Consider the following 15,827-nt stretch of genomic DNA (forward strand, 5'->3'; position numbering starts at 1 on the left):
GCACTGCGCGGGCGACCTGGGTGGCGGGCGCATGCGTCCACGACACCCCCGCCAGGCGCCCCGCTCCGCTGCCCGGCAGTGCGCGCCGCGGGCTGACGCGGCGGCCCGCCAGCTGATGACCCTCGCCGCGCCCTCCGATCCCGTCGCGATCTCGGCCGTGGATCGAGGATTGCCTATCGGATACGATCCACTCGGGGATCGATGCGGCTTCCGGTTGGAGAGCTCGGCCGATTGTCTCGCGCCGTCATCGCTTCGCTGCACCCGCAAAGCCGGCGCCAGGGGCCGCGGGCCCTTCGACTGGCGACCGTGTCACGCGGGTTTCGTCCCACGCTCTGTAGGCAAGGAGCCTCCGCTACCTCTACGTCGAGCTCCACAGCGCCGTTGCGCCGCCGGCTCGGTTGGGTTAGAAAATCGGCGCGGTCAGCACCCGTAGCTCAGCTGGATAGAGCGTTGCCCTCCGAAGGCAAAGGTCACACGTTCGAATCGTGTCGGGTGCGCCAATCTCCTCAATGACTTAGCAACGCGACAGCACTCCCAGTGCAAGTTTGGGCTACAGCCGGGCTACTGCGGTGATGCGTAGCACTGGCGGCTGAAGGCGGCTCCCCACTTCGCCGTGTCTGGGATCGTTTCGCCCGTTCGGTCCGCGCCATGTTGGCGGTGGTGGCTGAGAAGCGTACGGTCGAGCGTACGCATGCCGCGTCTCCGTCTATGTCCTCGACCTCACCGACGAGTTGGGCACTTGGCGCGAGGAAGGCCCGCGTGAGGTTCAGTGGTTCGGCAGCGCAGGGGCGGCCGAGCGGATCCAAGAGCCAGAGTTGGTCGCCCTGATTCGGAGCCTTTACTGGTTGATGCAACGCTGTTCCGAGGTTCCGGTAAGGGGGAAGCGATGGGGGTCGGTTCATGCTGGAGCGCGGGGCTGCTCTCGGCCCTGTTGCTCGCCGGGAATGCCTGGGCGGCGGAGGGCTGCCCCTTCCTGCTAGGAGCGTGTCTAAGTAACGGGGTTTGGAGCTGGGGTGGAGCGGCGAGACCTGAGCAGAGGCTGCGGCTTGGCGGGCTCAGCGGCCGGCCTGTGCCAGCTTGAGGAGGTTGTGGGCCGTGCAGATCATCGCCCATTCGCCCCGGACCTGATCGAGACCGCGGAGCGGGAACTGCCGGAAGCCTCGGGCCTGCTTGATCTGCCCGAACACCGGCTCGACGACCTGCTTCCTGAGGCGATAGCGGCTGCGGCGCCCAGCCCGCCTCAGGCGGGCGGCCATCGCGCTCATCAGGGGCAGCTTCGTCACCTTCCGGCGCCCGGCCGCATCCGCCTCGCCATGACGCGCCCGCCCCGGAGCAAGGTAGCCCGTGATGCCGCGTTCCTTGAGCGCGACCAGGTTCGCCTCGTTGGCAAAGCCGGCATCGCCCGAGACCTCCCGCGGCTTGCGCCCGAGATGAGCCCGGACCCCGTCCACAAGCGGCACGAGGCCGCGGTAGTCGGCCGCGTTGGTCACGAGGCGATGGGCGACGATGATCTGATGCGCTGCGTCGACTGCGATCTGGCCGTTGTAGCCCTGCACGAAGCCATCACGCGTGGGCAGGATCCGGCTGTCCGGGTCGGTGAAGTTGTGCTGCGCCCGGTCGGGCGGACTGCCATCCTCCCCGCGCAGTGGCCGGCCCTGCCGGCGCATGCCCGACGAGGCACCCGGCCCGCTCTCGTCGTCCGGATCGGGCGGATCAGCCGCCTCCGCCTCCAGCGCGGCCTTGGCGGCGCGGATCGTCTCCAGCCGCCGCTGCTTGTCGGCCATCCAGTCCGGCGTCTCGTCGCCGCGCCGGTTCACGCCGTGAGCCTGATCCTCGGCCGCGTCAGCCTCGCGCGCGCGATCCAGCCAAGCGTTCACCTCAGCGGCCAGGGCCGGCTCGGCCGTCTTCATCCGCCCATAGCTCATCGCTTTGTGGCGAGAGGCGTTGGCCTTCAGCTTGGTCCCGTCCACCGCCACGTGGGCGAACTCGACCAGACCGGCCGTCCGACACAGGCGCAGAACCTGCACGAATAGGTCCGACAGAGCCACGAGGTGGCGCTTGCGGAAGTCGGCGATGGTGCGGAAGTCGGGCCGGTTCAGGCCGGTGACGGCCATGACATCGACCCGCTCCTCGCAGGCCCGGGCGAGCTGACGCGACGAGTACAGACCGCGGCTGTAGCCGTAGAGCAGCAGGGCCACCATCATGCCCGGATGATAGGGCGGGTAGCCGCGCTCTTCCGTGTAGGTGTCGAGGATGGCCGAGAGGTCGAGCGCCTCCCGCACCGTGTCGCGCACGAAGTGCGCGATGTGCCCGGGCGGCACGAACTCGTGCAGCGAGGGCGGCAGCAGCCAGCCCTGATCGACGTCCCAGGAGCGAAACACCTTGGCCATGAGCCGAGTGAATCACCCCGCAGCCTCGCCGTCGAGCCGATTACTCGGACGGGCTCCCAGGGCATCGCCTTCGATCCGAGCGGCGAATACGTCTACATCGGCAAATACTCCGACGACAGCCTCGGCGTGTACCGGATCGAGGGTGGCGCCATCCGGGATACGGGCGTCCGCTTCGCGCTGCCGAGCCAGCCGGCCTCCCTGCGCGGCCAGCCCTGAAAGGGGGCGTCGCGGCGCTCCGGATGCGCGACCAAGGCCACGCTGCGCGCCGGCGTCCGCTTGTACGCCGCCATAGGCATAACTGAGCTCGACGCCCCTGTGGTAGACATCACCGCTCCACTTGGCCGACCGTCCGGCGTCGACCCTTCTTGGGCACTTGTCGTCTCTGCCGTTGGGCTACTCCGAAACCACGAGGGTGCTCACGACCACGGCAACGACCTGCTTCGGTTGCAGCCGAGGGCCGTGACCCGTTGGTTGCGTACCGATCAGATGCTCGCTTCGAATGCCGCGCCGGTAGCGCGGTTTTGGTGCGTCGCCGATTGCGAACAGGCGAGCCTGTCCCATAGCATAGAGGCGGAGCGGCTCGCCAGCGGCTGGGGGCATCGTATGCTTGCCCTTTATCCCGCGCCCCCACAGGCCGGGGTCCGCCGGGGGGAGTTGGTCAGAAACTCCGCAAGCGATCTGGGTGCTTACACCTAATTCATACCTTGCAGTTATCAATCCTTCTCAGGCCGCAAGACAGGCCTGATTTTTGTTCTTGCGGTAGTTTGCATAACTACCGGGCTGCTGCGATGTACACAGAAGACTATGTATCACTGAAGCTGCCTGATGAGCGAATCGAACTTCGTCGCGCGCTGGATTGGCTTCATCACGGGGATGAATACTCTTCCGGTTTTGACTGGCATCGCGAGAGACAGAACCCCAACCATCCTTTGCGGCATGCGCTCGTAAATGGCGTCATCGACGGCTGGTGTATTCGCGAGGATGGAAAAGAATTCAAAATTTCTCGGCATCAATGGGCTGGCCAATACCTATGGCTTGAGGCTTACAGCACATGCTTGCAGACAGTCGAGTGTGGCGACGAGTTCCAGTCAGGATACCTACTGATTGACCGTCTTGCATTCGTCTCAAAGTTTTTCCCGAAAACACCCACTGCGCCGGCCAGCAGCGATGCCCAGCCTGATTTTCTTTCGTTTCCTTACATAAGTTTCATGAATGAGATAGTGTACCGATTTGATCTTTCGCCAAAATATCGTTTCAAGAAAGAAATTCTACAGGAATGGATAGTTGAAAATTTCCCATCAGGCCTAGAGCGTTCAAAATCGAAGGCAGGATACATTGCAACTTTCTTAAGAGATACACATTTCGATAAGGGGGGTGCTTTCGGAAAGCCCGAAACCGTCGGTGAGCGCAGCGCTAATCCCCTGGCACCCTACAACGGCGTGACCTATCCAAAGCCCGCCAGGAAGTGACAGGCGCCGAAACCCTCCACGCTTTCACGTCGAACCCTTCAGACGTTCAAAGCAGCCTCAGCTCCTGTTCATAGTCGCTCCATCGACGCCGTCACACGACGGCGACAGGAGCAAACCATGGTAATTGGCGCATCCTCTCCCGCAAGGAGCAGCGGAGTCTCATCGAATGGCAGCATGGCGTTGCTGACGCAGCGCGAAGCAGCCGATGCCCTGCGCATTTCCAGTCGAACACTCGAGCGACACCGTGTGGCCGGCACCGGCCCCATCTTCGTGAAGCTCGGCCGCAGGGTAGTCTACCGGGCGCATGATCTTGCGGCCTGGGCCGAGGCGCACACGCACCGCAGCACCTCCGAATTCACCGTGGGCTGAGCGGCCATGGCTCCGCTCCTTTCTTCCACCACAGCCTTCTGCATGGCGCTGCTTCCCGCTATCGCCGCCAACGGCTACCCCGCCTTCCCCATTCCGCGCGGCACCAAGCGAACCAATTGGAAAGGGTGGACGCTTTGGTGCCGCAGGATGCCCACCACCGCGGAGACCGCGCGATGGGTTCATCAATACCCCGAGTACGGCATCGCCTTCCCGTGCGGGCATGCCTGCTTCGCTATCGACATCGACGAGGAGGATGAGGGTCGCGTCAAGTTCTTGGTGGCGCTCGTCGTCGCGATCCTCGGCGAGACGCCGCTTGTCCGGATCGGACGCGCGCCCCGCTGCGTCCTGATCTACCGCAATGCCGGTTCGAAGCCGGTTCGGAGCTGTCAACTCGCCGACAAGGTCGAGCTGATCGGGGATGGCCGTTACGTCGTTGCCCACAATATCCATTCCGGTACGAAGCATCCCTACGAATGGCCAAAGGGCAGGCCCGAGGAACTCCCGCTCCGCGCGGTCCCTGCGCCCAGCCCCGACCAAGTCACGGCCTTGAAGGATGTCTTGCGCGCGGCCGAGGATCGGACGCGATCCGCAACCCCGGACACGGGCGTCCCGGCCAGGGGCGTGAAGCCCAGACCGACAACGGCAGCGCCGGCCGACCGACGCTGGGAGATCGGTCCTGACAGGAAGGTCCACAACGGCCGGGACGCGTACCTCACCCATCTGATCGCCCGCGCGTATGCACTCGGGCACGCCGCTCCCGACGCGATCGCGGGGCATGCGTGGGGCCTCTTCGCCGCCACGGCCGATCTCGCCCGCCCGAGGCGCAACGGGTCCCGCTATTGGTGCCGAGCGGACGCCCTAACAAAGGCCAAGTACATCGTACGCAACCCGAAGTTCCACCCCGGCGGAGCAGGTGCTCGCCCCGACGAGGACAGATTCTGGAACATGTCCCGCCTGGCCGCCTTCAACGCCACGGTGGATGCGAGTGGCGCACTTGGTCGCCTGCCACCCAGTGCCGTCCGGGTCTCGCATGCCATGAGTGGCTACTTCCGCGGCGGCGGCCCGTGCTTTGCCAGTCCCGCTACGCTTGCGGCTTCGCTCGACGTCAATGAGCGCACTGTCAAACGGGGGCGTCAACGTCTGGTGCAGGCGGGCCTCTGGCTGGTCACGAACAACCGCGGCGGACGGGCCCAAGGCGCTCACTACAGGCCGAACCCAGCGGTTCTCGCGCCCCACTTGCGGGGGGACGGAACCACCGACCCGTCCGAAAACGGTGATCGTCCCATACACCCGAAACCAGTGGAGGGGGGGGCAACCTATCAGGATCAGGGACAGGAGACGCAGGAGGCCATCGAGGCGCGGCGGCAGGACGAAGCACACGACGATCTGAATGCCCCCTCAAAACAATCGATTATCACTCTTGGTCATTCAGGTGAAAAATCGGCGTCGCCCAAGTGCCGCGAGATCGATCGCCCAAGTGCCGTAGCTCCCGTCGCCGCGGTGCCGTGGGGAGAATCTGTACCCGCGCAGCCATCGTCACGGAGGCCAGCATGACGACCGTCGCATCGCACCGCCGCAGCGGTGCCCTGACGGGCCCGCGCTCATTCACCGTCGTGGAACGCTATCCCGTTCTCAGTCTGACCGCCCGGGAGCCAGGCCGGACCGGCCCGCACGGTGGTGAATTCCGGGGTATCGAGGGTGGCCTGAGGTTCTTCCTTCGCACGCATCCGGCGAGGATCGGGGATCCGCTGGCCACGCTGGCCGACGGCGGCGTGCTCACCTTCGTCGCGACGCTCCTCACGCACCGACTCAACCTGCAACAATCACTCGCACCGCCGCTCATCTTCACCTCGGCTGCCTGTCTGCGCGCGCTCGGACGTCCTGTGGGCGGTCAGCAGCACCGCCTGCTGGCCGCGCAGATTGCGCGCCTGAGCAACACCGTGATGTCTACGGACCTGCGTGGGCAACACGACTGCCACCGCATCATTGAGCGAGCCGAACGCGTCGACGGCCGATGGCAAATCGACGTGTCTCCATTCCTGACCCGTGAGGTGCAAGAGTACCGAATCCTGCAGATTGATCCGTGTGCCCTAGATCTACGGGGGCTGGAGCGGCGCATCTATGGCTGGGCCCGAACATATTGTGGCGGTCCTACGGGAACCTACGCCCTGCCCCTGAAGCGCGCCTTCGTGCTGAGCGGCTCGACGGACAAGCCTCGACGCTTCCGTCACGCATTGAATGCGATCGTCGAGAGCAACCGCCTGCCGGGCATCAACCTCTCGCTCTCCGGCGACGGCGCAGACACGGTCCTGACCCTCGTGCGTCAGGAAGCAGGACGGCAGCCCCCGCCACAGTTCGAAAAGGCGGCCCCTGAAGAATTGTCCCTCGAAGACATCTTCGGGCCCATGACGCCCGAGCTCGCCGAGATATTCGGGCAGACAGACCAGGCGCGACGAACGCGCACCCACTTCGACACTGAGGATTTGCTGCTACCCGACGGTCTCTGAGCATCGCTATCGAGACCGCGGCGCTCGACACAAGCCTGAGTCGTCGAGCTCTGTGCGAAACAGTCACCCTAAAATCGCCGCATCTCAGAAAGGGTTTTCACGGCCATGTACAATTTCGCCAACGGCCCGTTTTCCCCGGAGTACATCGCCGCACAAAAGCAGTCCGACTCGGCCAAGCGCGATCGTGCCGAACGCCGGCGCCGTATTGCCGAGGGCCCCCACGCCATCGACACGATCGACGGTCTTCCCGTTCGTCCATTGCGCCTGATCGAGGCTTCATTTGCTTGCTTCCTCGAAGATGAGATCACAATCGGGGAGATACAGCCCTACATGTGTAACGGTGAATTTTACATTCACTGGAACGATGTCGAAGCATACTCACCCTACGGACACGGTCCCGAGGAATGGGCGAGCTGGGAAGGGCGGGTCTTCCGCAGTCTCGACGACTGAGCCCACCACTTTGGCGGGGGCGGTGCCGGTGGTTCCCTCAAAACCCTGACGCATGCTTCGGTGATCTTGCGCAGCGGGCGGATCGAGATCATTCGCAATAGCACTGTCGTCGGGGGGCACGCCGGATGCACAGCCGCAGCCTTCCGCCGCCCCGCCGGCGTGGCGTCGGACACAGCTCTCGGCGCAGTCTGGCGAAACAGACGCAGGAGGGGTGCGACCGCCAGCCGCGGCAGGAATCAGCATCCAGCGGTAAATTTCCGAGGAGGCAGCGGGAATCCCTCTCGTCGGCTCCGCCGGAGCGTCCGCGAGACCCCTTCGTCATGTCCAACCCGTTCCCTTCCGCCGCCCCGAGCTGCTGCACGCCGCGGCTCCGCGAACAGGCACCCCCCACCGCGACCGCACTGCGGCTCGGCGCGCTGCTCACCCTCGTCCTTGCTGCGGCGCTCACTCACGCCGAATCACCGTTCGAGAAACGCTACCAGGGCCGCGGCGACGGCCGACTCGACTTCCAGTTGTTCGAGCTCGGCGACGGCAGCGGCGCGCATTTTGTCGTCGCCGACACCGCGATCCCGAACGAATGCACCGGCGAGCCGCGCGGTCTGGCCACGCCCGGTGGCCCGAGGGCGCTGGTGCTGACCCGCAAGCCGAGCGGCTCGGAGGAGGCCTGCACCCTCCGCCTGCGCTTCGGCCCGAACGCCGAGCGCGTGCGGGCGGAGGAGCAGGGCTGCGGCGACTTCCACGGGGCGTCCTGCGCCTTCGGCGGCGCGCTGACCCGCCGCTGACTGCAAGCCACATTGTCCGGGCGCCCCCAGGCGCCCGGACAACGCGCCGCCCTTCCTGCCCCATCTCCCTGACGGATCACCCCCATGATGCGCGCGATGCTGCCGCTCGCCCTGTTGCTGCTGGCCGCCCACCCGGCCCGGGCGAACCCGCCGGTCGACGAAACCAAGTTCGGCGGCTGTCTCGCACTCAAGCTCGACGGCCGGCCCACCCCCTGCAACCACGACTTCCGCCTCGCCGACGACGGCAAGGGCGAGGTGAACTTCGTCACAGGCTACCGCGAGGCGCAGGCGAAGCCGGAGATGGTGGTCAACTTCGCGACCGCCCAGGCTCCCTACATGGAGAACGCCTACGGCTACGCGCTCCGCCTGACCCACATGACGGTCGGCGCCCCCGAGCGGCAGCGGCATTGGCCGGCCAAGGGCCTTTGCTTCTTGGTCAAGCCGAACCCGGTGCAGGCCGATACGAAGGCGGTGCGGCAGGACATCGTCGCGATGTGCTCCGCGACGCTCGCTGACGTGGGTACCCCCATGCGGCGGATCGACTGGAAATTCGTGTTCTGACGAGGACGGGCACCATGCGCACGAACACGGACATCACCGGCACGGATGCCGACGGTCTAGACTCCGGTAGCTCTCTCGGCGAGACGCATGTCCCGAGCGTCGGCATCTTCTGGGGCGTACCCGACGGCGGGCGCACGGTCCTGATCACGGACCGCACGCTCCTGGCCGAGGCGGAAGCCTACGGCGACTGCCTCACCCACCCGCGCGGGCACCACGAGGTCTGGGAGGCTTGGCGCAAGCTCGGCACCACGGTGCTGCGCCGCCGCGGCCTGCCGCCGGCCATCGCGGGCCACGAGTATGAGGCGTTCCCTCGCGGGCGGGTGGTCTACATGCGCGGGCCGGCGCGGTTCACCCTCTACGCCGACCGGCGGCTGCAAGGGCCGGAGACGATCGCCGACCTCATCCGGCTGTTCGGCCTCGTCGGGAAGCACCACACGGTGCGCTCGGACGGGCACTACCGCACCCTCGCCTGAGACGGAGGTCCCGCAGTATGGGCGGCAGCTCAGCCGACATCGAGGCGCTCCTCGTCGACGTCAACGACCCGAGCAACCTGACGCCGGGAATGCTACCGGCGATCTTCCGCGATATCGTCGGAGAGCTCGACGCGGAGGGCTGTGCCTACGCCGTGGTCGGGCGCATCGCGCTGACGCTGCACGAGCAGGCGCGGTTCGTGCGCGCGATCGAGATCGTCGCCGACCTCGGCGCGGACGGGCGCGAGCGCGCCGCGGACCTCGAGCGGGCGACGCGCGCAAGGTTCCTGGCGCACATGGACCCGAAGCTGTGTCCGCGGCCCATCGAGGTGACTCTGCGGCCCTGCGCCTGCGCGACCGAAGCGGGTCTACTGGCGGATGCGATCACCCGCCCGTGGTTCGGTGTCCCGTCGCGGCTTGCAAGCGCGGAGCACCTCCTCTGGCTGTGGTGTCGGTCGGACGCCATTGACAATCACGCGGATGCCGCCGCTCTGATCGCGGGCGGCGCCGTCGATCTCTACCGCGTGCAAGGCCTACTGCGCGAGACGGACGACCTGGAAGAGAGTGGCCAGACACGGCTGCGGCTGGCGATCGGTGACGCTGTTCTGTCGACGACGTTCTCGTTCAGCCGATTCATGAGCGAGCGGCGCGCCGGCCTCGACCCGAACTACGTGCCGGTCTGGCGCCGGCCCCTCGAAGACAGCGACGAGGCGAAGCCGGGCTGATCGGGTGCAAGCGCGTCCCGCTCTCACGTTCTGGGGCGTCGGCAGCGACTGAGGGCCCTGGCGGCTCGCGTTGCCAGTGCAGGACGTCGCTGTGCGCCCGGACGCACACTGCTGCAGCCGGCGTGAAGACGTCGGCTGCTCGCGCGTAACGCCGACCGGCGTCCGCACGAGGGTCGGCGCCATCGCTGCGGAGGCGAGCGGCGGACACGCCTGCGCACCACGCCCCGGACGGCGCTATGTTTCTCCGAAACCTGCATCGACCGGATGGGACGACCGCTTGCCGCCCCTACTCCCTGCCGGCGCACCGCCGGCGCCGGCCACACTCGCGCTCACCCCCCCCACCGACGCGCCAGATACACTTCGGGCGCCGTCAACCCAGCTGGGGCCATACGATGGCCGACCGCCGCTCGACCCCGGACATAGCCGTCTCCTGACTGAATGCCGGCCGTGCTCACCTCTTCCGCGGCGACACCATCCAGCGGCACCCTCACCCCCACAACGGTGTTTCGGGGCACTCCGCGGCCCCGCCAAGTGTTTGAAACTCGAGAGGTCAGAATGGCCCGGTTCGGCCGACAAACGGCCTACGCGGCCAACGGCGAGCTGTAGCTCGCCCCCAGCACGACCGCCGCCCTCCTACCGCAGTTGACCCGAAGCGGAAGTTGGAGACGTCCGCTTCCGACAGTTCAAGACGGCAGCTAAGCGTAGCCGTCTTAATTAGCGGCAGATCGCAGATTCGAGCCCTGTCGGGGTCGCCACGTGATATCCCTTCTCCCTCGGAGAATGGGCTTTTCGGGATCGGACTAGGCCGTTGGAAGGTCGCTTTGAAGCCGTGATCCTATTTGGATTCGCAAGAAGGGGCACACTGACGGATCCGATCGGCATCTCTCGTGATTTCCTGAGGAACTATGGCACCATGGACTGAAGTATGGATGTCGGAAAGCGCCTTCCGAGCTTGGTCTAGATAGCGCGACCAGAGCCTTCGATCATTCGAACCGGCTATCGCGCTCCCTGGCTTCGGCCTGCTCACGTCGGCGCTCACGATCGAATCTGTCTCTCAGCGCCTCCCGTGCGCGCTCCATCGGCTCCGCAAGGACAGGCAGAGCGTCGATGTCGAGCTGCTCAAGAAGATCGAGGCGCGATGCGAACTCTGTAGCCAGCGACCCGCTCCAACTCCTCGGATGGAGGCGTTCGACGATGGTCTCAAAAACCAAGACAGGGTCGGGGGCGCTCGAAAGCAGGTGTCGCATCAAGCTCGTCCAGCCAAGGGGGGCCTCCTCGTCGGGCCGCTCGGACAACTGCACGAAGGCCGCAGCGAGAGGGAAGCGCTCCAACGGTTCGCGACCGCACCATGCAAGCACGACATCGTCGGACACCGCGCTCATAGGAAGCTTGCCCGAACGCGGGAGCTCATTCAGCAACTCGGCGCTCCTTCGGCGAGAGATCTCGTCGCCTGAGAACAGTGTATCGAGCATCTCGATTGGGTGGACCTCTAATAGTGCCTGCATCAGGTCGTCGTACTCGTAGTGACTGATCTCGCAGCGGGTCATCGCCTGCATCAGTGTCTGACAAAGGGTTCGCACGGTCGACCGCCCGCTGTCGCCCACAAGCGACACGCGGACCATCAATGCCAACTCATGGTCCTCAAGGGAGTGACGCCTGCGCTCACGCTCAAACCGAAAATCCGAGAGCAGCACGCGACCGGTCTCGACAAGATCGGGGCCGGACTCTCGCCTGTTGCTGCGGTCGAGGTGAAACCTCGTGTGGAGGATCTGCCGCGCGATCGCGTTGCCACCCTCGATCTCGGCAATCGTCAGGAGAAGGCGTTTCAGGTCTGGTTCAGAGACGGTGCTCGCAACGCCGCCGTATGCGAGCCGGGCAAATCGCTCTACTGGGGTCACCCCGGTCGCGAGCGCGCGATGGAGCCGGGCCAGCGCGGCGTCATCGAACGTCACGTTCGATTGCAGGATGGGAAAAAACGGGGCGAGGATGGGATCTTCCAGCGCCTCCTCGAGGATCGTCCGTGCGAGGGCGGCATCCCGCCGTTCGACGCCGGTCAAGAACCCGCACAAGACGGAGACACCTGGTTTCGAGGCGGCAGCGGTGTGTGCACGAAGGGCGTCCCAGGTCGCTTGTAGCGCCTCGGATATCTCGGCCAAACCTTCTCCAAAGAACCCGACCTTGTAGCTGTCAGCCTCGACCAGATCAGGCAGCAGAGCATGGAACGCGACCTCGTCTGAGATGATTTCCTGCGCCAAGCGCTTGATCACCGTGATCTCGCGCGTTCCCGTGTCGTCATCCTCGACCGGATCGTCGAGATCCCTGCTGTGCCCGCCCCCGTGCAGAACGACGTGGCGGATCTTGTCGATCGTGGTCCGCGGACGCAGAGCGTCCTCAAGTGCTCCGAGCTCGGCCAGCGCGTCCGGCGATAGATGCTCGCCGCCATAGATGCGCGTTTGTCGAACGGCGACCCAACCGTCGCGCCAGAAGCCGTGCACACCGACGATGGTATGGATGAGACGCGTCAACTCAGCGGCTTGGCCGCCCCGCACCCACAGACCTCGAAACGCGCGGGCGACCACGTCCCGCACGCCATCGGGGACGGGGCCGTTCGCGGACAGGAACGGCGCCGCGAGCCCGAGCGCGGCTCCGTACCATTCGCGAACTTCCTGTTCGTTGCGCGGGTGAAGGCCGTAACCGCGCGAGCGCGCACCGAACTCGAAGTCATAGCCAGAGGTGAACAGCTCCGTCCTCATAACGGCCCGCAGCAACCTGATGCCGAGGCGCTGCTCGTTCTCGTCCGCGGAACGCAGCAGCCGTTCTACGACCTTGAGGCGCAGTTCGAGGGGCGCTCGCGTTCCCGACAGTCTGATAGGGAACAGAGATTCCAAGATTTCGGCGGCGTCGCCTCGGAGGCGATTTTCTTTTGGCAACCGAGCAAGCTGCACGAGGAGCGTCGCTGCGCGTTCGAAATGCGCCGGCTCATAAGCGAGCGCGCGTAGCAATCGGACGAATGGGGTACATTTCCGGATTGCTTCGTCATCCGCCCCCTGCATCGCGGTTTCCAACGCGGCCAATACCGCTTCCGGCGCAACCGGAGCGACGTTGGTCAGCACCGCGATCCCGAGTTCGTTGAGGTGCGTGATATCGGCGAGCAAGCCGCCCGGCGCGAGCCACGATCGCACGATGTCGCGCGCCTCCTCGCTGGCGTCGAGGTAGCCGAGACGCCGGGAGAAGGAGCGCAGGACGCGGTCTGAGGCGGCCTCCACCAGCGCAGCCATCAAACGGGAGCGCGGTATCTCTTCAAGCGCGGTGGCCGCGAGGCGGTTAGCGACGGCGTGCGGAAGCACCGCCCGCCATGGTCCGCGCGCCTGCACAAGCTGACGCCGCTTCAGCCTGATCGCGGCGGTTCGCACGTCTTCCGCTGTACGACCGATCACATTGCCCAGGACCGGCAGCTCGGCGGCTTCGCCGTCGAGAGACTCACCCTCGAACGAGTAGAGTAGGGCGCAGACCTGCGCGATCGGCAGCAGCGACGCGTCTGGGGCGTCACGCTGCTCGAACAGCCGCCGAAACAGCTCCTTGTCGCCGAGGCTTGCAACAGTCCCGCTCCTAGGCGCGACCTCGGCCAGCGCGAGCGCGATGCGTGCGTTGCCTCCGGAGAACTCTGCGATGGTGCGCGCGTCAACCTGCGACAGTGACGGGAAGCGCCGAGCCAGCAGTTGCTCGATGAGCGCCGCAGATGACGTCTCAAGGATGAATACGTCGGTGCCCTCGGGCTCGCCGTCCTGGATGTCGTACTCGATCGTGAGCAGACTGACCGTCGAGCCCTCCGCCTTGACGATCTCGGTCAACCGCCGGTGCGTCTCCGGCGGACAGTTGTCGATCACGAGGATCGCGCGGGTGCGACCGGCGATCAGGTCGGATGCAAGGCCGACCGGCGACGGATCAGGCTCGTCGGCAATATCGGCATAGAACGCCAGCGATGGGTCGAGGCCCGGTTTGCCGACGCTCGAGTCGAACAACGCCTCGGCGAGCCGCGTTTTGCCGACGCCAGACAGCCCCACGAGGCGCACAGACTTGCCCGGCTCGCTCAGTTCAGCTCGAATACGTTCGATACCGCCGGCCGCGCTTAGACTGTCGGCCTCATCGATAGCGTTCGTCCTAATGCGGGCGGCATCGTCCAGCAGGTAGGAAGGGTCCGCCCCGGCGGGCTGCGACGACCACCGGCCGAACGGGCGCCAGCCGCGCAACGAACGGCCGATCCGGGCGCGAACCCAGAGAGCCATAGCCGGGTGGTCGCGGACCCAGGTCGCTACGCGCGTCCGATCGTAGAAGTCGATGGTCAGGTCAGCGGCGGATGGGACGCCGTGCAGTGCCTCCTTCATGGCCGTCCGCCGGCTATTGAGCACCGGATCAGCCGTCTTGGCACCCGAACTGACGATGACGTAGGCGCCCCTCTCCTCAGCCAGTGCGACGATCGCCGGGCGGAGGATGCCACGTGGGCGCATCTCCTTGAGGATCGCTGTCCGCGTCATGTCGGACTTCTTGGTTTGGTAGACGGTGGCAGCCCGGCGGATGAAGCCGCCGATGGCGGTCTCCGGCGGCAACGCGACGCGCACGTCTACACCACCGTCCGGGGCATCCTGATCGCCGCCCGCGGTAACCGCCGCGGTGGGAAGGCCCCTACGGCGCAGCTCTGCCTCGCACAACAGGTTTATCAGCGTACGGAGATCGCCGTCGCTCAGGGCAGCGACGTCATCGCCAGTGACCTCAAACATGCGAACTATTTAGGGTTGCCGTCGCTCTTTGGCAGCCGCGAGATGCGGTGGTGTTAGAGGCAGCGGTGCAGGCTTGAACACGTCGAATATGGGATAGTCTGATACCGGCCGTCGAGCCGATTTCTGATGGATGTTGGCGTGCCGCTGCGGCGCGAGCGGATCGCAGCCGGGGTGTGATGTTAAGGGCTCCACAAACGGAGCATTGCTATGCCCACCACCATCGAGATCATTCGCAGGCCCTGGAACCTGGGACGCCTGATCGGCCCTAAGCCGCCGTTCAAGCCGAAGCATATCTGGGCGATCCGCACCCGCCTGCAGCACGAGGGCCGCACCCGCGACCTCGCCCTGTTCAACACCGCCATCGACAGCAAGCTGCGCGGCTGCGACCTCGTCCGCCTGCGCGTGGCCGACGTCCACCTTGGCGACGGCGTCCGCTTGCGCACCACCATCGTGCAGCAGAAGACCGGCCGGCCCGTGCCGTTCGAGCTGACCGAGACGACCCGCGAGACGTTGGCGGCTTGGCTGAAGCTGCGGGGACCGCGGGCCAGCGATTGGTTGTTTCCCAGCCGCAGCCGCCCCGGCGAGCACCTGACGACGCGCCAGTACGGCCGGCTCGTCGACGAGTGGGTGGCGCTGATCGGCCTAGACCCGGCGGGCTACGGCACGCACAGCCTGCGCCGGACGAAGGTCGCGCTGATCTACCGGCGGACGGGCAACCTACGCGCCTGTCAGCTGCTGCTCGGGCACACCAAGCTCGAGAGCACGGTGCGCTATCTCGGCATTGAGGCGGATGACGCCCTGGTGTTGTCCGAGCAGACTGACATCTGACCCTCACCGCGGCGGCCCCAATGGGCTGCCGCATCTAGCGACCCACCGTCCGAGAAGGGTGGACAGCGGGAGTTGGCTCGACACCTGGAAGCGGCCCCTCGGCATGAGCCTGTTCCCAGTCCTGTCGGCAGCGATCGAACACTCGCAGAGGCGATCTCCGGAATGCAGCCAAAAGGGCACACATCACAGGAACGTGCCTCGTCGCGTTGACGGAGCGTCGGCCGATCACCTAGCCTGACCGTGACGGTTCCCTTCGGGGATCAAAAGGGAACGCGGTGAGGGGCCTGCCTCGATGCCGCGGCTGCCCCCGCAACTGTAAGCGGCGAGTCCTTCATCACGACGTCACTGGGCAGTCTCGCCCGGGAAGACGATGAGAGGGCGACGACCCGCGAGCCAGGAGACCTGCCGTCAGCCGTGGTCACACGCGAAACGCGCCGGGCGGGGTGTCCAGGTGGGTGACGAGGCGGCCATGCTGACGTGGTCTTCTCGGACTTGTTC

12 protein-coding genes, 1 tRNA gene and 1 riboswitch are annotated in these 15,827 nt (G+C 65.9%); of the genes, 11 read left to right on the plus strand and 2 right to left on the minus strand.

Annotation, left to right across the window (positions count from 1 at the left end; genetic code table 11):
* Positions 1-423 precede the first annotated feature (423 nt).
* Positions 424-500: transfer RNA gene (locus Q8W67_RS23075), tRNA-Arg, on the plus strand.
* Positions 501-1,055: 555 nt separating this feature from the next.
* Here the strand turns inward: Q8W67_RS23075 and Q8W67_RS23080 are convergent.
* A complete protein-coding gene (locus Q8W67_RS23080) occupies positions 1,056-2,390 on the minus strand; it encodes an IS1182 family transposase (RefSeq protein ID WP_305550149.1) in 1,335 nt (444 codons plus the stop codon).
* A gap of 788 nt (positions 2,391-3,178) precedes the next feature.
* Between Q8W67_RS23080 and Q8W67_RS23085 the strand changes: the two genes are divergently transcribed.
* The 9 genes from Q8W67_RS23085 to Q8W67_RS23125 all read left to right on the plus strand — a co-directional run bounded on the left by Q8W67_RS23085 (position 3,179) and on the right by Q8W67_RS23125 (position 9,723).
* Complete coding sequence (locus tag Q8W67_RS23085; RefSeq protein ID WP_305550150.1) at positions 3,179-3,859, plus strand: hypothetical protein; 681 nt, start codon at positions 3,179-3,181, stop codon at positions 3,857-3,859.
* A 174-nt stretch (positions 3,860-4,033) separates the two neighbouring features.
* Complete coding sequence (locus tag Q8W67_RS23090) at positions 4,034-4,228, plus strand: AlpA family transcriptional regulator (RefSeq protein WP_305550151.1); 195 nt, start codon at positions 4,034-4,036, stop codon at positions 4,226-4,228.
* 6 nt (positions 4,229-4,234) lie between these two features.
* Positions 4,235-5,782 carry a bifunctional DNA primase/polymerase gene (locus Q8W67_RS23095; protein WP_305550152.1) on the plus strand — a complete coding sequence of 516 codons (1,548 nt, stop codon included), beginning with the start codon at positions 4,235-4,237 and terminating at the stop codon, positions 5,780-5,782.
* Positions 5,779-6,735, plus strand: a complete 957-nt coding sequence (locus Q8W67_RS23100; RefSeq protein ID WP_305550153.1) for a replication initiator protein A — start codon at positions 5,779-5,781, stop codon at positions 6,733-6,735. Before Q8W67_RS23095 ends, Q8W67_RS23100 begins: the two co-directional genes overlap by 4 nt.
* A 105-nt stretch (positions 6,736-6,840) precedes the next feature.
* On the plus strand, positions 6,841-7,185 hold the full coding sequence (locus Q8W67_RS23105) for a hypothetical protein (protein ID WP_305550154.1): 345 nt from the start codon (positions 6,841-6,843) through the stop codon (positions 7,183-7,185).
* Between the two features lie 320 nt (positions 7,186-7,505).
* Positions 7,506-7,967 (plus strand): hypothetical protein, encoded by a 462-nt coding sequence (locus tag Q8W67_RS23110; RefSeq protein WP_305550156.1) that lies wholly within the window; start codon positions 7,506-7,508, stop codon positions 7,965-7,967.
* A gap of 84 nt (positions 7,968-8,051) precedes the next feature.
* Positions 8,052-8,528, plus strand: coding sequence for a hypothetical protein (locus Q8W67_RS23115; protein ID WP_305550157.1), 477 nt, complete (start codon positions 8,052-8,054; stop codon positions 8,526-8,528).
* A gap of 14 nt (positions 8,529-8,542) precedes the next feature.
* Entirely contained in the window at positions 8,543-9,001 is a 459-nt protein-coding gene (locus tag Q8W67_RS23120; protein WP_305550158.1) for a hypothetical protein, read from the plus strand.
* A gap of 17 nt (positions 9,002-9,018) precedes the next feature.
* The gene (locus Q8W67_RS23125; protein WP_305550159.1) at positions 9,019-9,723 is read left to right on the plus strand and encodes a hypothetical protein; all 705 of its coding nucleotides are present in this window, start codon (positions 9,019-9,021) and stop codon (positions 9,721-9,723) included.
* A gap of 983 nt (positions 9,724-10,706) precedes the next feature.
* On the opposite strand, the gene Q8W67_RS23130 is transcribed toward Q8W67_RS23125, so the two are convergent.
* The gene (locus Q8W67_RS23130) at positions 10,707-14,501 is read right to left on the minus strand and encodes a hypothetical protein (RefSeq protein WP_305550160.1); all 3,795 of its coding nucleotides are present in this window, start codon (positions 14,499-14,501) and stop codon (positions 10,707-10,709) included.
* A 207-nt stretch (positions 14,502-14,708) separates the two neighbouring features.
* On the opposite strand from Q8W67_RS23130, the gene Q8W67_RS23135 reads away from it, so the two are divergent.
* Positions 14,709-15,329 (plus strand): tyrosine-type recombinase/integrase, encoded by a 621-nt coding sequence (locus Q8W67_RS23135; RefSeq protein ID WP_305550161.1) that lies wholly within the window; start codon positions 14,709-14,711, stop codon positions 15,327-15,329.
* Between the two features lie 227 nt (positions 15,330-15,556).
* A riboswitch (cobalamin riboswitch) is annotated at positions 15,557-15,754 on the plus strand.
* Positions 15,755-15,827 lie beyond the last annotated feature (73 nt).

This window comes from Methylobacterium sp. NEAU K (assembly GCF_030700285.1).
Taxonomy (GTDB): Bacteria; Pseudomonadota; Alphaproteobacteria; order Rhizobiales; family Beijerinckiaceae; genus Methylobacterium.